The sequence below is a fragment of the Novosphingobium capsulatum NBRC 12533 genome (assembly GCF_001598375.1).
Classification (GTDB): domain Bacteria; phylum Pseudomonadota; class Alphaproteobacteria; order Sphingomonadales; family Sphingomonadaceae; genus Novosphingobium; species Novosphingobium capsulatum.
Map to the genome: position 1 here is coordinate 1 of NZ_BCYV01000020.1, position 17,788 is coordinate 17,788.

Here is a 17,788-nt window from a genome sequence, read left to right on the forward strand (position 1 = left end):
CTTCGAAGCTGCCCGGGCCGCTTACGGCGCGATGCCGCTCGCAGGCCGGTCAAATGGTCCAGCCAACCAGGAGCTCAGATATTCGGCGACCATCGCGAGAAAATGCTCGCGCTGATCAGGCTTGGCGATCGTGAACCTCTCCAGCGGCCAAGCCAGAAGCCGGTCGAACGGGCGCGGATGGATAGCGAATCGCGAGGCGAGCGGAACTTCCAGCTCGGCCGCCGCCGCGGCGAAGAGGGCGCGCTGGATGTGGCCGTTGCCGTCGAGAAAGGGGTGGATCTTCCCAAACCAGCAGAAGAGGTGGGTCAAGGTCAGGAGCTGGACAAAAGGTGTGGCGGACCGAGCCGGGACCAGCTCGCGCCGAACCTCGGAAAGCATGAAATCGAGCGCGGCAGTGACCTTCTGAGGTTCCTCGAATGCGAAGCTCTTCTTGAGATCGAAAATTTGCGGGGCGCCCATGCGCCGTCCCTCGAGCGAGGTGCCGACCGTGCCCCGATAGGTGCCAGCATATTCGGGGTAACCGGACGGCGTGAACTCGGCAAACAAGGCTCGATGCAGGTCACGCGGGTCGGTCAGAATGGACATCCGATAGGTAGGGTCGGCGAGGATACGCTGCTGAAGCTCGGCGCAGGCCCGCGTCATTGCCGCATCATAGTCCGGCATGGCGTAGGCCTGCCATTCTGGCGCCACGCCGCTCGGCGTCATAAGAACTCCTCGCCGGCATGATCGTCGAAGATCGCCGCATCGCGGACATAGCCCGCGACTGTGTCGAGCGACTTGTGCCGCGAATGGTCCTTCATCTTGAACAGGTTCGCACGCTTGGCGGCCGCCTCGGTCAGGAACCCCGCGCGCAGCGAATGTCCGGAAAACAGGCCCGGGTCGAGCCCAGCCGCCGATGCGCAGGCTTTGACCAGCCTGGCCACGGTCTTGTCGGTGATCGGATCGACTGTGAGCGCGTCACCCCGTGTCAGCCGACGGAACACGGGGCCAGTCCGCGGCTTACTGGTCGAGGGATCCAGACCCTGCAGATCGGCAGCCTGAAGCCAGTCGGTGAGAAGTGCCACGGGCCGGATGTGGCGGCCCTCGGGGATCGCAATCTGCTGGCCTTCGGCCACCTGATCGCCTTTCGAACGCGGGATCCTGATCCGCACGCCGGAGGCCTTGAAGGCGAGATCGGGCAGGAGCATCGCGGCGATCTCCGAACGGCGAAACGCGCCCGCCATGCCGATCGCGAGGATCGCGCGGTCGCGCCTCGCGCGCAGGCCGGTGCCGGCGATCGTCGCGAGCATGGCGCTGAGCACGTCGGCGGCCGCCGGCGCCTTCTGGTCCTTCTTGCGCGCATATTTGCGGCGTACGCCCGCCATCATCTGGGCGATGACGCCGGCGGCGTCGCGCGCGCTCGGCGAGGCGAGACCTGCTTCCTTGTGATGGTGATTGATCGCAGCGACGCGGCGGCCGATCGTGACTGGCGCGATGCCGGCTTCGGCCTCGACATGCGCGAACAGCGCGACGATGTCGGGGTGTGCCGGCAGCGCTTCGACGTTGCGCGCGTCACAAAAATCGCAGAACCGCTCCCAGTCCGAGGCATAGGCCCTCTGGGTCGAACCCGCCTTCGAGGCGGCGAGCGTGTCGCGCGCGCCGTCAATCTCGGCGAGCAGGTCGGCGGGCAGGTTGGTCGAGATCGGAAGCAGGTCGCGCGCCATCGGGAGGAGCCTAGCCGAGCCCCCTCCCGATGCCAATTCTTATGTCCGAGAATCGCATTTATCGGACATAAAAGTCCGATGGAGTGTCTCGTGACATAAAGGTGGCATTATGGCATAGAATGGCTTCTGGTATTCAGCTTTTCTAGTGAAGCTCGGATGACGATACAGGTCAATATCACGCCGAATGGTCGGATGAGTCTGCCAGCCGACCTGCGCAAGCGCTTGGGCCTGTCCGAGGGTGGCGCGGTGTTTCTCGAGGAGACCGAGGATGGCATCGTCTTGAGAACCGCAGCGCAGGCGGTCGCGCACGCGCAAGCGATCGCCCGTCGCTTCACTGAAGGAAATGCGGACGCCACGGTTGATGCTTTCCTGGCCAATCGGGTGGCAGAAAGCGGCGAATGAGCGAGGTCATTCTGGATGCCTCCGCGCTCGTTGCGATGCTGAAGGAAGAGCCGGGCGGCACGAAGGTCGCCGGGTCGATCGCATCTGCGCGGATGAGTATGGTCAACTACGCCGAAGTCGTCAGTCATTTCGTCCATCTCGGCATGCCGGAGCGCGATGTGGATGCCATGCTCGACCCGCTGCCGCTCGAACTGGTCAGCCTTGACAAGGGAACCGCCCAGATCGCCGGGCGTCTGCGCGCGATTACAGCCGATGCCGGCCTGTCCCTTGGTGATCGCTGCTGTCTCGCGCTCGCGGTACGCGACGGCCTACCCGCCTGGACCGCCGACAAGGCTTGGCGGACGATCGCCGATCGAGCCAGCGTCAAGGTCGTGGTGATCCGATGACGAGCGGCGTGCGCCCCATCGACATGATCTTGCTCGACGAGCTCTTCGAGATGGGCGGCGGCTATGTCCTGGACTTCTCCGACCGGACGATGCGTGAATTCTTCGCGCAGGAACTGAACGTCGACATCGACGATCCCTGTTATGCGCGCAACGGAACCTCGAAGGCGAAGCGCCTGCGCACTTTCCTCACCATCGTCGATTCCCCAACGGTTGTCCGAACGCTGCGTGCTCTTTGGGATTACCGTCAGGCCATCAATGCCCGCCGGCGCGCGACCGACAGCGTCGCCAATGGCGAAGGCCGGTTGCTCGAGCTGATCGGCCGTCTCGAGGGCAAGCCAGCGGCACCCGAGACCGCCCCGACACCCGCTTTCAAAGGACCACAGATCGCCGAAGCCCGTAAAGCTCTTCTCGCGATTTGGGATCTTGCGCCCCAGCAGCGCGGCTTTGCCTTTGAACGTTTCCTGCGCGATACGTTCCGGCTCTTCGGCCTCAAGCCCCGGGACAGTTTTCGCCTGCGTGGAGAGCAGATCGACGGCAGCTTCGATCTCGCCGGCCACACCTATCTGCTTGAAGCAAAATGGGAGGCCAAGCCGACACCAGCGGCCGATCTCCACGTTTTCGAGGGCAAGCTCGGCGAGAAGGCTGCTTGGTCCCGCGGCCTGTTTGTGAGCTACATTGGCTTCAGCGAAGACGGGCTGCACGCCTTCGGGCGCGGCAAGCGGATCATCTGCATGAGCGGCGAGGATTTCGATGCCATGTTCGAAAAGCTGTTGCCAATTGATGAGGTGCTGAGTCGCAAGGCGCGCCGCTTCGCGGAGACGGGCAATCCTTATGTCCGGGTCCGCGATCTTTTCTAAGGCTGGCAAAAATACGAGCGCGATGGCGCGCGATGAGCGCCGAGGCTATGAAGCTGATCGGTAAACTAGGAAAGGCTCCCCGAGAATAACAGCGATCTTGCCGACTATCTCGCTGAAAAGGCAGGCACCAGCAAAGCAGACGCTCGCAAACTAGTCGATGGCCTGTTCACGGCGATCGCGGACGCCGCCGCCAAGGGCGAGGAAATCGCGCTCAATGGCTTCGGCAAATTCAAGGTGAAGGCCAGTCCGGCGCGCGAGGGCCGTAACCCCGCCACGGGGCAGACCATCACCATCGCCGCGTCGAAGAAACTCACCTTTACGCCGGCGAAAGCGATCAAGGACCGACTCAACGGCTGATCCTTGTGCCGGTCAGCGTCAGGGCCACCCGTTCTGTCGGTAGGAACCGCTGGCCGGCCAGTCCTCATAACCCTATCAAAAAGCTCGACCTAGATTGCGTTGCTTGACGGTGGATCGATGAGGTCGCCTGAGCCAATGCGATCAAGACAGCGACCGGAAAACTATTGCAGATGCCGGATCGAATGGCGCGAGCAACAGCAACCGAACCTGATGGCTCGACGATCGGAGGATCACCGGCGACGTAGCGCCGCCAAGGCATCCGGCATGATCGTATAAACCGCCTCCCGCTGGGCGCCACGGTTCTGATGATTGACTCTATAGCCCTGATAGTGTCGTCGCAGGAGGCCGCCGCGGCATAGATCGGACACCGCACGGCTGACATTGCAACGACCCGACCGGCGAACGCGCTCGCGCACCTTTTCCTCGACCAGACGCTCTGCCTGGGCCGGATCGGTCGGGAGTTCATCAGCCTTTTCGAGTGCAACTCGCACCGTTTCGATCGTAGAACGACGCCATGGTGAGCGCTGCGCGATGGGAACCAGTGCGTCGCATAGCCAGTCACGCACCGGTACGGCGTCACCGTTTACAACGACACTCGGCCCGGCGCTGCCCTTCTCGTCAGCAACCTCCGCGAGAAGCTGGAGGAGCATGTAAGAGAATTTCGGACGCTGTGAGGCGGCAGCGATAGCGGCCATCAGCGATGGCGTGTCCATCGCTCGTGCAGGGTTAGCGGTTGTCTCGAACAGATCGGCCTGATGGAACATAGCATGAATCTACGCTGCCTTTGCACGGATGTGAATCCCACAATGACGACCGACAGCATTTTTCTCACGGAAAGCAGATAGAAGGCCAATCCAACATGCAGCAGACAGCCAAGTAGATGGCCGACAACAAGAATCAGCACTTCGTCCCTCGGATCCATCTTCGACCGTTCACGGTCAACGGCGATGGATTGGCGATCAATCTGTTCAATCTCGACCGCATGAAGGCCATTCCCAACGCGCCCGTCAGGAATCAATGTTCAGGCGACTATTTTTACGGGCAAAATAAGCTTCTCGAAAACGCGATCAATTTCATCGAGGACCCATACGGACCGATCGTCCGCCACCTGTCCGAGGGCGGCACGGTCGGATCCGCGGTCAAGATCGTCATGAAGCGCTTCATCTATCTCCAATATCTGCGGACGGAAGCCGCCTCGCTGAAAGCGAGCGAAATGGCGCTGGCACTGCAAGACGTTCCTGGGTCCGACCTTCCCGTCCCCACGATCAAAGAGGCATCGAAGGAAGCCGTCCAGGCGGCCATGCTGAGCTACAAGGACACGATGCGGATCGTCGACGATCTGACGCTTTGCATCGTGCGGAACCGGACAGGCCTCCCCTTCTTCACCTCCGACGATCCCGCCGTTCTGACCAACCGCCTGCATATCCAGCGGCCGCGCAAGGGCCGACCGAGCTTCGGGGTAAAGACTGCTGGTGCCATCTTTTTCCTGCCGCTCTCACCGTCGCTCTGCGCAATCCTGTACGACGGTGCCGTCTATAGCTCTGGTCATAGCGCGCATTGGATCGAAATCGATCGGCAGGGGGACATTGAGGCGCTCAACGCCCATCAGATTCTTGGCTGCTGTGCCAACGTGTATTTCCGGGAGTGGGATGATCGCGACAAAATCGCGACGCAAGTGGAAGCTGCGAAGACCGGGAGACCTGCCACGCGCCAAACGGTCACCCAAGCCGTCCTCGAAACGACAAGCGATTGGGGCGAATATTACGCCGTCAGGAAGCCTACTGACATCAGGAGCGGCGAGAAGGTGCTCGTCCGTGTCGCGACCAACCACCCGGCCCCTTCGACCTGGCCCGCGTTTCTGCGCTTCCGATCGAACGCGCACGCCTACTCAAATGACACCGGCGCTGGCTTGACCCGACGGTGGTGTCTTGAGCAAGGATTCGTGCAAGGAAGCTGCTATCGAAAGATCTCGGTCTAGCATGACGATGCGCCGATCGATGTGACGAGTGGCATCACCGGCGATCTCACGCGACATCGCCCAGCAGATCGCCCATGACGTTGTTCGCGGCCGGTGTCCAAGTCGTCAGCCGTTCGGCAATCGCACAAAAGCAGCGCGTGAAGGCGACCTGACCGCGATGAATGTCAATCGCGTGGTCAGGTTCGCCAGTATGGACGATGGAACTGCGGGCGTAATAGATGGCTAAGACGCTGGCCTGATAGCTCGCCAGCCCTGGCACACCCTTCATGCAGATCCCGATCCGGCGTCGCAGGCGCTCGGCAATCGCGGGGGCATATTGGTCGGTGAGCAGCGTCTCGAACGCGACCGCTAGCGCGACGATCGCCTCCGCCTCGTTCGCGCGGGCACTAAACGACTGTCGGAACCAGTCCAGGGCGGTGAGCAGGCGGCGATAGAGGCGGTTCTCCGGCTTCGAGTGCGTCGCGAGATTGACGTGGCGGAAGTACCCCCGCTCCACCGTGTTCAACGCCTGAGTCACCTTCGGCGCAAGCCGCCTCATGCGGGACGTCGCCAGTGCACTGGTGGAGAGCGTCGCAGCTACATCCGATAGTTTCGCCAATTCGAGCTGGGAGACATTCATGGGCACACGGCGGGTGGACATCGGGCGGCCGCGGATCGCCTCACCGATCAGATAATGGGCGATGTCGAGCGTCTCGAAATTGTTGATGAAGGACGAGTTGTGGTGCCGATCGAGCGGTCCGACTGCCTCCTGCGACAGGCAATGCAACATCAGCAGGTTTGCCGCCGCCACCCTGATCTTGAGCGAATAGATGAACTGGTTCTCGTACATGTCGCCAGTGAAGGACGTGACGCGGACCAGCATCAGCGGGTTCTTCCCGAACCATTTCGCCGTGTAGGCAAAGTGCCGGAAATCCGATTTGTCGATGCGCTGCTTCACGCCGAGACCCCTTGCCATCCGCTCGGTGCTGGCGACCGCCGCATCGAACGAATTGCTCTGGGTGCTGACCGCAAAGCCCGCCTTCTTGAAGACTGCTTCGGAGCGGAGCTTACTGTCTTTCGCGAAAATCCCCGGCATTTCCATGCCGAAGCCGGTCAGGGGATAGAGGACGAAGCCCGGCCTGTCGGCGCCAGCGGCGGCGAGTCCGGCGATGACGCATGCGGGTACATCACCGCTCCCATTCTTGGCGATATGGAGGATATAATCGTCGAGCAGCGAGCGCCCGATGTAGAACTCATTGGACCACAATGTGCGCGCGATCGCCGCGCGGAGCTGCAGGATATGATGCTCGATCGCCTGGCGATCCTTGGCCGACAGCTTCTTCTCGTCCGTGACGAGATCGTCGATGCTGTCGAACTGGCTGAGCAGGTTGTGCTTGGCCTTCAGGAAATCGTCGGACTGTTTGAGCTTCTTGCCGAGCGTGACAGTCAGGCCGCCGAGCGTCGCGGTCATTCGCCGCCCTCGCTCTTGCGGGACGCCTGCCATTGCTGTGCTGCCACCTCGATGTCGAAATTCTCGATCGACAGACCCACGATCGTGTTGATGAAGGTCTTCGCCTCGGCAATCACGGCCTCCGCCTCTTCGGGATTGCTGAAGGCACCTTGATGTACCACCGCATTGCGCACCGCGTTGATCTTCTCGGCCGATGCCTTGAGCACCTTGCCGATCGGGCTCTCGTCCGGGGTCGCGAAATAGACCGGCACGAAGAGCCGGGTTACCTTGAGCGGCAGGCCGTTCGCCCAGCGCAGGAACATGTCGACGATCGTGTCATCAAATTCGGTCTTGCGAGCCCATTCCGTCCGAATGGCGTAGTTGGCCGCGATCTCCGCTGCCGTCGCGCAACGGACAATCGCCGCAGATGGCTCTTCTCGAAGGTGTAGTCCGGATAACTTGGTCCACTGTGACTGCAATTTTTCGAGATCGGTGCGCTCATTGTAGGGCTTCGACGATTTCTTGCGATGCGCGTTACCGTTTGCCTTGGTCATCTGCCCCCCCAATTTTGCCGCACTCTGAACCGGACAATCTCTTCAATATCTTTTCTACAGCGAAGGTATAGCGTGCGATGCTCGGGCAGGTTGATCGGAAAAGCCCGGCGCCAAACAGGGGGATTGAATGACCGCAGTCGCGGCGACGAACGTCTATTACATCAAGCTCGGCCGGGGCGGCGATTGGGAGGCCGAGAGCATCCGCGACGGCGTGCTGCGCTTTGGCTATCGCGAGGCGCCGCACGATCTTTGCGTAGCGGGCGACTGGTCGGGCGTCTGGGAAGCGATGAAGGAGCGCCGGGGGGACGCTGGCGCGGCGACCCGCGATGTGAAGCAGATTCGGGCATTCTACGAGAGCGCCGAGGATACCATCTTCATCACCTTTGTCGGCGGCCTGCTCTACTGGTGCCGGCCGGCTGGCGACATTGAGATCCTGTCGGACAATAGCCACCGCCGCGCGACGCTCGATGGCTGGCACAGCACATCGATCGGCGGGAGCCTGCTGACGACCGATCGGCTCTCCGGGCGATTGCTCAAGGTCCAGATGTTTCGCGGGACGATCTGCGACGTGGGCGCGGCCGACTATCTGCTGCGCCGACTGAGCGATGAATTATCTCCAGAGGTGGCGGCAGCCGAAGAGGCGGAACGCGCCCTCACCGCGGCGATCATTCCCCTGATGCGATTGTTGACCTGGCAGGATTTTGAATTGCTGGTCGATCTCGTCTTTTCGAGCAGCGGGTGGCGCCGGCTCAGCCAGGTTGGCCGAACCCAGAAGACGATCGATCTCGAACTGGTGCTTCCGAGCACCGCCGAACGGGCCTTCGTGCAGGTGAAATCCCAGGCCACGCGGGCGTCGCTCGACGATTATGTCGGTCGGCTCGCCGAAGCTGACGCGTATGACCGGATGTTTTTCGTCTGGCATACCGGCAACATCCCGGAGAACGGGGGGCCGGAAGGCGTGATCCTGCTCGGGCCGCAGCGACTCGCGCGGATGATCCTCGATGCAGGATTGTCGTCGTGGCTCCGGGAGAAGGTCTCGTGAGGCTCCACATATCTGCACTGTCGCTAGCGCGGCCTGCGCGAAAGGACTGAGCGTGGACTACGAACCTTATCCCGATGAGATGGAGGACGAGCCTCGCTATCGTCCAGTAGCGGACATCGGCCACGCCGAGCTCTACGAGGCCCTGATGACACTCGCCGGGTTTGGCGAGAACCCATTTCTGGCCATGCAGGCGAGCCAGCTGTGCCTGGTCGACAACATGCTCAACCGCGTTGAGCAGGAGATTCTGGAACGCCAGCTCGATGATGAACCGCCGCGCGGCCGGATGGCGCAGCTCTCCGCGCTGACGCCAATGTGGATCTATGCCGCCTATGAACTGCTGCGCACATGGCGCCAGCGGTGCGAAGAGGTGATCAAGCTCGCGGAAAATGGAGGGATCAGCCTGAAGGCGACGAACCTCGCACGGGAACTCGGCTACCGGCACTACGACCGGGAACTTCGGGCCCAGCAGCTTCGCGACGCGCAGGAGCGACCAGAGCTCGTCGATCAGATGCGGATCGACCTCCGCCGAACGGAAATGGGCTTCACCAGGCTCGAGTTCCTGCGCGTCGCGCTCGCCAAGCATGAGGTGAGCAAGAAGGGGAACAAGAAGCCCATCGCCTTCGCGCCCGGGCGGGCCACAGTCGACCGCCACTGCGGCGCGATGCAGTATGAGCTGAGCAACGGTGGCGCCATCATCGACTATGTTTCGCGCAGGGAGGTCGCAGAGACCATCCGATATATCCCGGAGTTGGAGAACCCGAGCGACGAGGATCTTGAGGGCTTTAGGGCCTACATGAATCCACCGGATGTCGAACCGCCGACTCTTTAAGATCACGAGTGCGCCTGCGATGTCGATGAGATGAACGGCCCACGGCAGAAGACGCTCGCGAGCTAGTCCGGGACCAGGATTTCCATCGCTGCGAGCTGAGCTACCAGCTCCGCCCTGGTGATTGGTACATTGAACCGCCATTCAAGCAGCCGCACACCGTGACGGGCCAGGAGCCCCCGCTTTTTCTCATCGCGCAATTGGGTGAGCTTGAGCCCTTCCTCGCCGCCAAAGAGCGCCACGGGCGCGTAGTGCTGCTGTCCCTGATACTCGACTGCAAGGCCCAGCTCCGGCACATGGATATCGACGGACTGCATGCCGAGGAAGGCCGGCCGCCATTGGTGAACCGCCGAGGGCCATAGGGTGCGAACGAGGTCCAGGAGGGCGACTTCGGAAACCCAGCCCAGTCCGATCTCAGGAATCGACCGCTCACGGCGGAACGCCTCTTCGGCCGCGACCATAGCGGTCGCAAAAAACGCCGATGCCCCCGTGTCGGCGGCGCCGATGTTGATCGAGAAGATCCGGCCACGCCGGGCACCATGGTTCGTGAACTGCGCCATATGACGCCGATAGGCCGCCCAGTCGGAAGCGGGCGGCATGGGCCGTATCATAGTCGACCCGAAATCCGGTCGAAGCCTGATCATCTCCTCCAGGACTGGCGGCTCCAGCGTGAATTGCGCATCGAGATGAGCGAGGAACGCCTCGAACTCCTCCAGCAGCCGCCCGACGATGAGCGAGGATTCCGCATGTCTGCGCGCCAGTATACGGATGTCCTGCGCGCGCAGGGGCGATCCAGTCAGGAACCTGAGATAGATGACCTCGTCGAAAAGCGGCTCACGATCGCGGCCTGGCACCGCATCGACCAGCGCCAGTGCCTCCTCGAGCCGGTCAGCTTCGGTGAGTTCCAGAACGCGCTGCCAATGCGGATCAGGGTCCCAGGGTCTGCCGTAGAGATCGGGGAGATCGTCCGGGAGACCGGTGCCGTCAGCGCCGCGCCATTTCTCGCCGAGCAGGCGCGCCTGCAAACCGTAGCCCCGGGCGCGCTGGTTATCCTCCCAGACACGAGCAATCGGCAGGGCCGGATCGAGAGGATTGGGCTCCCAGGATTGGCCTTGGGCGATCCCTTCCGGACGCATCACATAGCCGATGTCGAAGCCCGCGGCCGCGTAATCAGCCATGGCAAGATCGCCGATTGCTTCGACGATGCGCTCAAACAGGCAGACCTGATCTTGCCGAACTCCGATCGAAAGCAGGACGCGCCCGCGCGCCGACGTCTGTCGGGACAGGCCCGGAGCGTGGGCCGAAAGCTCGATGGCGCGCTGCCGCCGAATTCCCGGCCCTTCGAGGAAGTGAATCCGGTGGGTGATCTCGTCAGGGAAGTCGGGATAGGTCAGGGGGACCGGCGTCACCGCCTTGGGCACGCGCTTCTTGGGCGGCGCCTCTGGACCATATTCCGTCAGCAGCTCACCGCAGAGCGCCGATAGCCGCGCGAAATGGACGGCCGTCGGCGAGCCTGCGTCGCGTTTGCCAGCGAGCGTCGTGTAGAGCTTCTGCCACTTTGCCAGATCCTTGCGGTAGAATTCGCGGGACATCCGGCTGCGCAACGTGTCCTCGTGGAGCTTCGCCGCCTCACGGAACGCCTGAAGACCGGCATCTCCCTCTTCCGGTGACGGGGGCTTCAGCACCACGCCTCTCGCCTCGTCAGCCGAATGACGGCGAGCCGTCGGCCCAGCCGGACGCCTGCCACAGGATGTTGAACTGCTCCTGCAATTGCGGCTGCATCGGCGCGGCGAGATCGGCGACCTGAAGCTCAGGCAGGAAGAGCTCCGGCTTGCGGATCCTGCGGCCGCCGCCGCGGGCGCGCGTCAACTCGACATCCTCCACCCCGCGGAATGCGATGCCGGCGACGGCCGGACCGGTTAGCCCTACGTCCGCGAGCACGCTGGCAAGCCGCTCGAGATGCATAGCAATCGATGCTTCCAGCTCGCGGCCATCCACGAGGATTTGGGGATCATCATCGATCCGGGCCCCGATCATCGCCTCGAATTCGATCAACCCGGGGCGGACCAGGCGGGTACGCCACCGGGTCTCCGGGTTATTTTCGGTCTGGATGAGCGGCAGCCCATAGCTCCACCACTGACGCTCATCCGAATCCGACTGTACCCGGGCCTGGCTGTCAGGGGGAAAGCGCAGCGCCGCTGCAAGGGCGGTCTTGGGATCGAGGGTCGGCCGGTCCATCGCGGCCAGCGGCACGATGCGCAGCGTCATGCTGGGCATGGCGACGATCTCGGGAAGCCCGCCGCGCATGCGATCCATCTCCAATTCCGAAATCGCGGTACGCGCCGCTTCCCAGCGGTGATCGACCTGCGGCGCCGCAGGGGCCGGCGGCGCCACACGAATCCGGGAGCGCCCCACCTTCTCGAACGCATCGATCGCGCCGATCAGGGTTCCGGCGCGTGTATTGAGTTCCCGGATCGCGTCCAAAGTACTCTGCTGCATGCCGTGCCGCACATCATAGTCGGTCTTCGGCCAGGCCATGTTGGGGTTGCGGCCCATCACATGAATGCGCTCATAGACCAGCTCCATGAGGGACGTGTTCGCCGCGCGCAGCGCCATCGCAGCCTCCTGCAGGGCCGCGTCCTCGAAATCGAAGGCTGCACCAGTCCAGGTGGCTGCCATATCGTCTAGCGGGTCCAGCGCCTTGCGCGGATAGGGCGTTCCGAAATTGTGCTCGCGCAGGAACTGGCGCAGCAGCTCCGGGATCTGCAGGCGGTAACGCTGCAACAGTTCGACGTCGTGGGGATGCGGCTCGGCCGGCGGCGCAGTCGCCCGAAGGACCTCGTCGTCCAGGATCAGGCGAAGGGTGCTTTCCAGATCCTTTTGAAGCCCAGCCCGGGCCGCCTGACGCTCCTCGTCGGTCGCATCGGCCGGGCAGTGAAAGAGGATCGGCCGTTTGAAGTGGGTAAGGTCGAACGGAAGGGGATGCTCGTCAGGATGGCCCATGGCCGTGTTCATGACGCCGATCATCCTGCCCCACCCGCGCGATTTCAGCGCCCAGCCATGTTCGAGCAGGACGTTGGGGTTGGGCGAGAGCTGGCCCTTGGCGCGCGTGGCAACGTGCGTGAGGTCGGACAGGAAGGCGACTGCTCTGTCGATCTTGCCGAAGATGGTGTCCGCGAGCGGTGGCATCCCCGGCACATCCACGGTGTCACGATCGGCGCGAAGCTCACGATCGGCAGGGTCGACGTCCGCGTCTGCATTGACGGCTCGTATGGCGCGGTCGAGCGCCCACTGGATAAATCCGCGACCGACCCGGTTCTCCGTGTCGCTTTGCTAGGAATAGAAGATATGGTGCGGCATTCAGGTGGCGATTCTCGTCGTTATTGCGGACGTCCTCGCTAACATGCCTGCCTGGTCCAGGCATTAGCGACGCACTTCCCTCGTGGAATGATTGTCATCAATGACACTTTACCTGTTAGTGCTTGGTAGAGTGTCATTGGCGACATCTATCGGCAAATCACCGTCCAGTCCCGTTCAGGTCGGCGGCGGCGCCCGAAGACGCTCGATCAATGCATCCACTTCGTCCATTTCCGTCTCGAGACCGACCAGCGCCGCCCGCAATCGCATCAGGACGAAATCGTGCGGCAAGAAATGCCGGGCAAGCCAGCCACGCCGGTCAATATGAGAGATGCGACCGGTCAGCGATTCGATCGCACTGGCGCACCGGTCACGAGCGGCGAGGGCAGTATCGATCTTGCGCTGCCACGCCCTCGTCCGCGCCTTGGCACGGCGTATGTCATCGCGCTCAGCCTTCGCGGCAATGCGTTGCGCTCTCGCCGCCGCCGCATTCTCGACCTGCTCGCACCTAGCGCGCTGCGCGGCCGCCCGCTCCTCGCGCTTCTCGAGCGCGTAGCGCCGGACCGCCGGGCTGCCCACCGGCCCGACCATGCGAACGAACCAGCTCAATCTGCGCCGCGCCTTGTGTTCGATCTGCGAAACACGCTGGCCGGAAAGACCCATGACATCGCCGATCTCGCGGAGCGTTCGGAGCCGGCCCCTTCCAAGCCCATGACGATGGCGAATGACGTCTTCCTCCTGCGATGTCAGAAGCGACAGTATCGTGTCGATCGCTGAGCCGTGTCCGGCCCGGTTCGCCGCCTCGAGCGCTTCGATCGCCTGCTGTCCCATTTCGGCGGCGCTCCCGAGAATGTCCATTCGCTGCTCCTCCTTCCGCCAGCAGGCGGCCACCGTCCAGCCGAGCGATCAAAGCGGTGCCAGCCGTGACACCATCGGCTGCGTCTTCAGATTTCCGCCCGGCCGACGGTGCAGATCGATGATACGGCCTGCCGCCGGCGTGAACTCTATCAGACTGGCCACCGTCTCGTAGGATGTGTTCGGCCCGAAATAGCGCTTCGCGCCGTGCCACTTCCGCCCCTCGATCAGGCGGACCCGGTACGTACCCGCAGGCACCGGCAGGGACACCCGGTCATTGGCGGCAACATAGATCGACAGTGCATGGGCGTTCGTATCCGGGTCCACCAATTGCACCACCGTGTTGGAATCGGCTGCCTCGATCGTGAGATTGCTGCGTTTGATCAGACCGATAACATTGGCCCCAACCGTAACCGACCCGCTCTCCGGAAACGGCTGCGCCGGCTCGAGATCAGGAATCCAGCCATGACGCTGCGCGTCCCCATAGAATGGGATCAGGATCAGCAGCAGGCTCAGCACCGGCAGGGCGAAACGGACAGCGATCGCCGCCGCAGACGGTTGTCGGCGATATCGCTGGTGGCGCGGATCAAGCCAGGCCGCCTCGATCCGCCCCCTACCCTCGTTCCATCTCGTCCGGTTGGCGCGCTGTCTGTGGCGCGCTCGCATATAGTCGCGATCATCGATGCCCATTGGACAGCCGCCTCCTGCCGAATGTCCGGGCCGCCGACGTCCGGATCAAAACCAACGGCCCTTGCGGCCTTCGCCCGCGTCACGAAGGTTTCGGCCGTCGATGGCGGAGCGGCGGATCTCCAGCTCGACCTCATCACCCTTGCGCCGGGTGCGGAAGTCCGCATTGCTGAGGCCGTTGCGCCGGGCATAGTCCTCGGCGGCCTTCTCGCTGCCGAACTTGCCGCCTTCGTCAAAATCCCATGCCATCGTCACTCTCCTTGCTTTCAGCCGGCACCGCGCCGACCGTTCGTCATCAAAGATCAAGGCCCAGGCTGCGCTCGGGCAGCGGCGGCAGCAGGTCTGCCTTTTCGGGCTTGAGATCCGGGGGCGCCTTGAGGCCGTCGCCCTTGATCGGTGCTGCGGGCTCAAGCGGCCCGTCCGGAATGGGGGGAAGATCGGCGAAGATGTCCGGCTGATCCGCGAGGTTGATCCCGTCGATCGGGCCGGGATCGAACTTCACCGGCTTGGCGCCGCCCTTCTTGCCGTCGATATCGAGGCGGCCGACCGTCTCTAGGGCCGAGGTCTTGTTGCCGGCATTGTGGTCGAGCTGGCGTTCGAGCTTTTCCTTATCGTCCACGATCATGGTGAGTTCGTCGCGCACCCGCGTCACGCCCACATTGAACAGGCGCTGGTTCGACAGGTTGCGCTCATGGCTGTCCATGACCGTGATCGCCTTGTCGGTGGTGATGCCCTGCGCCATGTGCATGTTGAGCGCGTAGGCGAGGTCCAAACGCGAGAGCATCGGATCGCCCGGCGCCAATGTCAGGGTCTGATTGCCCGCCGTCTCGACGGTGATGCCCGAGGCATCGGCCGAGATGATCCGGGCGAGCGCCGCGTTGTGCAGGTCGCGCGGCTTGTCGTTCGCGGTCCAGCGGATGCGATCCCCCTCGCGGACATGCAGATCCTTCTTCTCGGTGAGTTCGAGCCGGTCCCGCTTTTCGGTGGGCGAGAGGCGCTGCGGGTCGAAGCGAATCTTGCGGCGCCCATCGACCAGTTCGACCTTGCCCGAGGGCAGCACCCTGGAGACGTCATAGCGTCCCTGCGCGAGCCCGACGTCCTGCGCGCCGCCGCGGCCGACATCGAGGGTGAGGCCGGGCCGATAGCTGGCGGCGTAGCGAAGCTCCTCGCGGGTCAGGTTCACGCGGTCATAGACGATGAGATGGATGCCCTCGCCCCGCACGGTGCCCTCGGCGGCAAGGCCGTCCTGGATGCGCTGGTTGATGATGGCGCGGGACTCCCGGCCAGACGCAAACACCTGGGTCGCGGCACGGTCGTCCGCCCCCAGCGCGAGCCACCTGTCGGCGGCCTCTTCGGGCGGGTTCGCGCTTTCGTGGACGTTATCGCCCAGCACCTTCATCGCCTCGCCCGCCTTACCGACATTGGCGAGCGCGGCGACGGTGCGCAGCGTGTCGGTCCGCTGACGGATATTCTCGTCCATTCGGGCCATCGTGCCGCCGGCGGCCTGGATCATCGCGAAGGACTTGCCGGCGTCGATCGAGGAGAGCTGCTGGCGATCGCCAACCAGCACGAGCTTGTCGATGCCGAGCGCCTCGACGATGCTGTGAAGCTTAAGCATGTCGGCGCTGGAGACCATCGAGGTCTCGTCCACGACCAGCATCGCGCCGCCGAGCCGCTCGCGCGCCTCCTCGTAGCGCGGCGTATCGCGCTCGGTCAGGTAGCGCTCGTTGGCGAGCACGAACGAGGCGATCGTCTGGCTCTTGATCCCGGCCCCTTCGGCGAGGTCGGCGACCATCTTGTTCTGGAAGGCCAGGCCCAGCACATCCTTGCCTTCGCCTTCCGCGATCCGGGCAACCGCCTGCAGCATGGTCGACTTCCCGGCGCCGGCGACGCCCTGGACAGTCACGGTCCGATCTTCGGAGGAGAGGATCAGGGTCGCGGCTGCGAGCTGCCCCGCATTGAGCGGGCGATCGGCGACCTCCTGCAGGCGGGCGGGCCCATCCTGCGCGGGGAGTATCGGCACCGCCTTGCCCACGCCCGCATCGACCGCCTTGAGAACGGCTTCCTCGGTGCGCAGCGCCTCCTGGGTGGTCACCATCCGGACGCCCTTGTCGCCGGCGCGGGCGACACCGGGGATTAGCTGGCGGTTGTCGTAGAGCTGCTCGATCCGGTGCTCGACCGTCTCGATGGTGACGCCCTTCAGGCCGAGGTCCAGCGCGGTCTTGGAGAGCTTGTTGACGTCGAACGCCGCCTCGCGTTCGGCGAGGATGCGGACGGCCGAGGCTACCGCCAATTGCGTCCGGGCGACGGCCGGCGATTTGGTGGCGCGGGCAAGGCCGCTGTCGATCAGCGGATCGGGCGAGCGAAGGAAGCCGCCGATGAGATCGCGCGCGCCGGCGATCGCGTCGGTGACCGCCCGGAAGCCCCGCTCCAGCTTGTTGTCGGCGGCGCCCTGCCCTGCCCGGGCCAGCGCCGAGGCGAGCAGTCCTTTGCCGTCGAACCCGAGCTCCGCCGCCTTGTCGATCCATCCTTTGAGGAGCCCGTCGCGGTCCTCGACATTGAGCTTGGGATCGCGGGTGGTGGTGGTCACGCCGTCGCGCCCCTTGGCCGAGACGATGCCGAGCTCGGCCGCCTTCTCGAGGATCGCCTCGCGCCGTTGGCTGAAGGCATCGATGATCGCCTTGGGCACGCCCATGATCTCGAACGTGCCGTGCTTGCCCTTGAGCTCGACCTGGTAGCCGAGCTTCTCCAGCCCGGCGCGCAGGTAGGCGTGGTAGATCGCCCCGACGACCGCGTTATTCGACCAGATCTTGTCGGCGTGCAGCGCCTGCCATTTGCCGTCGGGCATCTGGGTCAGATTGGCGATGACGGAGTGGACATGGGCCTGCGGATCGAGCGCGCGACTGGTGTCGTGCTGGAACAGCGCATAGACGAGCTTGCCGGTCGGCACCGGCACCTTGCGACCCTCGACGTCCTTGCGCCCTTCGGCGAGATTCTTCTCGACCCAGGCCATGGTTTTCTGGACCGCGACCATGTTGGCGGCGAGCACCCGCTTGTCGCCGGCGACATAGGCCATGACCGACACGGACTTGGGCGCGGAGAAGGTGAGGTCGACACCGTTGCGCCGGTTTTCGACCTGGGCGACGCCCTCTCCGCTCGGCAGGACGCCGCTCAGAATCTGCTCGAAGCTTTCGCGGCTGACTTCGCCTTCAAGCGCGAGGGCTTCGGCCCCTGCCCCGCCCCAGGCACTGACCTCGGAGGAGCCATCGGCCGTGTAGTAATTGTCCTTGAAGTCGTCCTTCGCGAAATAGTTCGCGGCGCCTGATGCGGAACGGACGGCGGCGACCGAGAGCAT

Annotated in this window: 17 protein-coding genes and 1 pseudogene; 7 read left to right on the forward strand and 11 right to left on the reverse strand. The window is 63.7% G+C overall.

Annotation, left to right across the window (positions count from 1 at the left end; translation table 11 throughout):
* Nucleotides 1-21: 21 nt before the first annotated feature.
* Nucleotides 22-705: a Fic family protein gene (locus SCA01S_RS17300; protein ID WP_245652742.1), complete on the reverse strand. Its 684-nt coding sequence runs from the start codon at nucleotides 703-705 to the stop codon at nucleotides 22-24.
* Nucleotides 702-1,703 carry a site-specific integrase gene (locus SCA01S_RS17305; protein ID WP_062787833.1) on the reverse strand — a complete coding sequence of 334 codons (1,002 nt, stop codon included), beginning with the start codon at nucleotides 1,701-1,703 and terminating at the stop codon, nucleotides 702-704. Before SCA01S_RS17305 ends, SCA01S_RS17300 begins: the two co-directional genes overlap by 4 nt.
* A gap of 156 nt (nucleotides 1,704-1,859) precedes the next feature.
* Between SCA01S_RS17305 and SCA01S_RS17310 the strand changes: the two genes are divergently transcribed.
* The 4 genes and pseudogenes from SCA01S_RS17310 to SCA01S_RS21910 form a co-directional block, all read left to right on the forward strand.
* Nucleotides 1,860-2,105, forward strand: a complete 246-nt coding sequence (locus tag SCA01S_RS17310) for an AbrB/MazE/SpoVT family DNA-binding domain-containing protein (RefSeq protein WP_062787835.1) — start codon at nucleotides 1,860-1,862, stop codon at nucleotides 2,103-2,105.
* Nucleotides 2,102-2,491 carry a type II toxin-antitoxin system VapC family toxin gene (locus SCA01S_RS17315; RefSeq protein ID WP_062787837.1) on the forward strand — a complete coding sequence of 130 codons (390 nt, stop codon included), beginning with the start codon at nucleotides 2,102-2,104 and terminating at the stop codon, nucleotides 2,489-2,491. Before SCA01S_RS17310 ends, SCA01S_RS17315 begins: the two co-directional genes overlap by 4 nt.
* Nucleotides 2,488-3,348, forward strand: a complete 861-nt coding sequence (locus SCA01S_RS17320; RefSeq protein WP_245652744.1) for a restriction endonuclease — start codon at nucleotides 2,488-2,490, stop codon at nucleotides 3,346-3,348. Before SCA01S_RS17315 ends, SCA01S_RS17320 begins: the two co-directional genes overlap by 4 nt.
* Nucleotides 3,349-3,432: 84 nt before the next feature.
* Nucleotides 3,433-3,705: pseudogene (locus tag SCA01S_RS21910) on the forward strand (HU family DNA-binding protein); the annotation flags it as partial.
* A 230-nt stretch (nucleotides 3,706-3,935) separates the two neighbouring features.
* On the opposite strand, the gene SCA01S_RS17325 reads toward SCA01S_RS21910, so the two are convergent.
* A complete protein-coding gene (locus tag SCA01S_RS17325; protein ID WP_062787839.1) occupies nucleotides 3,936-4,469 on the reverse strand; it encodes a hypothetical protein in 534 nt (177 codons plus the stop codon).
* 116 nt (nucleotides 4,470-4,585) lie between these two features.
* Between SCA01S_RS17325 and SCA01S_RS17330 the strand changes: the two genes are divergently transcribed.
* Entirely contained in the window at nucleotides 4,586-5,683 is a 1,098-nt protein-coding gene (locus SCA01S_RS17330; RefSeq protein WP_062787841.1) for a DUF4238 domain-containing protein, read from the forward strand.
* A gap of 46 nt (nucleotides 5,684-5,729) precedes the next feature.
* Here SCA01S_RS17330 and SCA01S_RS17335 read toward each other — a convergent pair whose 3' ends face one another.
* Both SCA01S_RS17335 and SCA01S_RS17340 read right to left on the reverse strand, forming a co-directional pair.
* Complete coding sequence (locus SCA01S_RS17335) at nucleotides 5,730-7,133, reverse strand: HEPN domain-containing protein (RefSeq protein ID WP_062787843.1); 1,404 nt, start codon at nucleotides 7,131-7,133, stop codon at nucleotides 5,730-5,732.
* Nucleotides 7,130-7,666, reverse strand: coding sequence for a hypothetical protein (locus SCA01S_RS17340; RefSeq protein ID WP_062787845.1), 537 nt, complete (start codon nucleotides 7,664-7,666; stop codon nucleotides 7,130-7,132). The genes SCA01S_RS17335 and SCA01S_RS17340 overlap by 4 nt, the downstream gene beginning before the upstream one ends.
* A gap of 127 nt (nucleotides 7,667-7,793) precedes the next feature.
* On the opposite strand from SCA01S_RS17340, the gene SCA01S_RS17345 reads away from it, so the two are divergent.
* Nucleotides 7,794-8,708: a hypothetical protein gene (locus SCA01S_RS17345; protein ID WP_062787847.1), complete on the forward strand. Its 915-nt coding sequence runs from the start codon at nucleotides 7,794-7,796 to the stop codon at nucleotides 8,706-8,708.
* A 52-nt stretch (nucleotides 8,709-8,760) separates the two neighbouring features.
* Nucleotides 8,761-9,537 (forward strand): hypothetical protein, encoded by a 777-nt coding sequence (locus SCA01S_RS17350; RefSeq protein WP_245652746.1) that lies wholly within the window; start codon nucleotides 8,761-8,763, stop codon nucleotides 9,535-9,537.
* A gap of 62 nt (nucleotides 9,538-9,599) precedes the next feature.
* Here the strand turns inward: SCA01S_RS17350 and SCA01S_RS17355 are convergent, their stop codons facing one another.
* The 6 genes from SCA01S_RS17355 to mobF all read right to left on the reverse strand — a co-directional run bounded on the left by SCA01S_RS17355 (nucleotide 9,600) and on the right by mobF (nucleotide 17,788).
* A complete protein-coding gene (locus SCA01S_RS17355) occupies nucleotides 9,600-11,222 on the reverse strand; it encodes a hypothetical protein (protein ID WP_062787851.1) in 1,623 nt (540 codons plus the stop codon).
* 13 nt (nucleotides 11,223-11,235) lie between these two features.
* Nucleotides 11,236-12,723 carry a hypothetical protein gene (locus SCA01S_RS17360; RefSeq protein ID WP_062787852.1) on the reverse strand — a complete coding sequence of 496 codons (1,488 nt, stop codon included), beginning with the start codon at nucleotides 12,721-12,723 and terminating at the stop codon, nucleotides 11,236-11,238.
* 345 nt (nucleotides 12,724-13,068) lie between these two features.
* A complete protein-coding gene (locus SCA01S_RS17365; RefSeq protein WP_157089031.1) occupies nucleotides 13,069-13,749 on the reverse strand; it encodes a sigma factor-like helix-turn-helix DNA-binding protein in 681 nt (226 codons plus the stop codon).
* Nucleotides 13,750-13,797: 48 nt separating this feature from the next.
* The gene (locus SCA01S_RS17370) at nucleotides 13,798-14,436 is read right to left on the reverse strand and encodes a hypothetical protein (protein WP_062787856.1); all 639 of its coding nucleotides are present in this window, start codon (nucleotides 14,434-14,436) and stop codon (nucleotides 13,798-13,800) included.
* A gap of 45 nt (nucleotides 14,437-14,481) precedes the next feature.
* Nucleotides 14,482-14,682, reverse strand: coding sequence for a hypothetical protein (locus SCA01S_RS17375; RefSeq protein WP_062787857.1), 201 nt, complete (start codon nucleotides 14,680-14,682; stop codon nucleotides 14,482-14,484).
* A 46-nt stretch (nucleotides 14,683-14,728) separates the two neighbouring features.
* Nucleotides 14,729-17,788 (reverse strand): MobF family relaxase, encoded by a 3,060-nt coding sequence (gene mobF, locus SCA01S_RS17380; RefSeq protein ID WP_062787859.1) that lies wholly within the window; start codon nucleotides 17,786-17,788, stop codon nucleotides 14,729-14,731.

What these genes read in the sequence shown, in the direction of transcription:
- SCA01S_RS17375 (WP_062787857.1), bottom strand. Translation starts at nt 14,682, where the DNA reads ATGGCATGGGATTTTGACGAAGGCGGCAAGTTCGGCAGCGAGAAGGCC.
- SCA01S_RS17325 (WP_062787839.1), bottom strand. Translation starts at nt 4,469, where the DNA reads ATGTTCCATCAGGCCGATCTGTTCGAGACAACCGCTAACCCTGCACGA.
- SCA01S_RS17370 (WP_062787856.1), bottom strand. Translation starts at nt 14,436, where the DNA reads ATGGGCATCGATGATCGCGACTATATGCGAGCGCGCCACAGACAGCGC.
- SCA01S_RS17315 (WP_062787837.1), top strand. Translation starts at nt 2,102, where the DNA reads ATGAGCGAGGTCATTCTGGATGCCTCCGCGCTCGTTGCGATGCTGAAG.
- SCA01S_RS17300 (WP_245652742.1), bottom strand. Translation starts at nt 705, where the DNA reads ATGACGCCGAGCGGCGTGGCGCCAGAATGGCAGGCCTACGCCATGCCG.
- SCA01S_RS17340 (WP_062787845.1), bottom strand. Translation starts at nt 7,666, where the DNA reads ATGACCAAGGCAAACGGTAACGCGCATCGCAAGAAATCGTCGAAGCCC.
- SCA01S_RS17310 (WP_062787835.1), top strand. Translation starts at nt 1,860, where the DNA reads ATGACGATACAGGTCAATATCACGCCGAATGGTCGGATGAGTCTGCCA.
- SCA01S_RS17360 (WP_062787852.1), bottom strand. Translation starts at nt 12,723, where the DNA reads ATGCCACCGCTCGCGGACACCATCTTCGGCAAGATCGACAGAGCAGTC.
- mobF (WP_062787859.1), bottom strand. Translation starts at nt 17,788, where the DNA reads ATGCTCTCGGTCGCCGCCGTCCGTTCCGCATCAGGCGCCGCGAACTAT.
- SCA01S_RS17320 (WP_245652744.1), top strand. Translation starts at nt 2,488, where the DNA reads ATGACGAGCGGCGTGCGCCCCATCGACATGATCTTGCTCGACGAGCTC.
- SCA01S_RS17345 (WP_062787847.1), top strand. Translation starts at nt 7,794, where the DNA reads ATGACCGCAGTCGCGGCGACGAACGTCTATTACATCAAGCTCGGCCGG.
- SCA01S_RS17305 (WP_062787833.1), bottom strand. Translation starts at nt 1,703, where the DNA reads ATGGCGCGCGACCTGCTTCCGATCTCGACCAACCTGCCCGCCGACCTG.
- SCA01S_RS17330 (WP_062787841.1), top strand. Translation starts at nt 4,586, where the DNA reads ATGGCCGACAACAAGAATCAGCACTTCGTCCCTCGGATCCATCTTCGA.
- SCA01S_RS17365 (WP_157089031.1), bottom strand. Translation starts at nt 13,749, where the DNA reads ATGGACATTCTCGGGAGCGCCGCCGAAATGGGACAGCAGGCGATCGAA.
- SCA01S_RS17335 (WP_062787843.1), bottom strand. Translation starts at nt 7,133, where the DNA reads ATGACCGCGACGCTCGGCGGCCTGACTGTCACGCTCGGCAAGAAGCTC.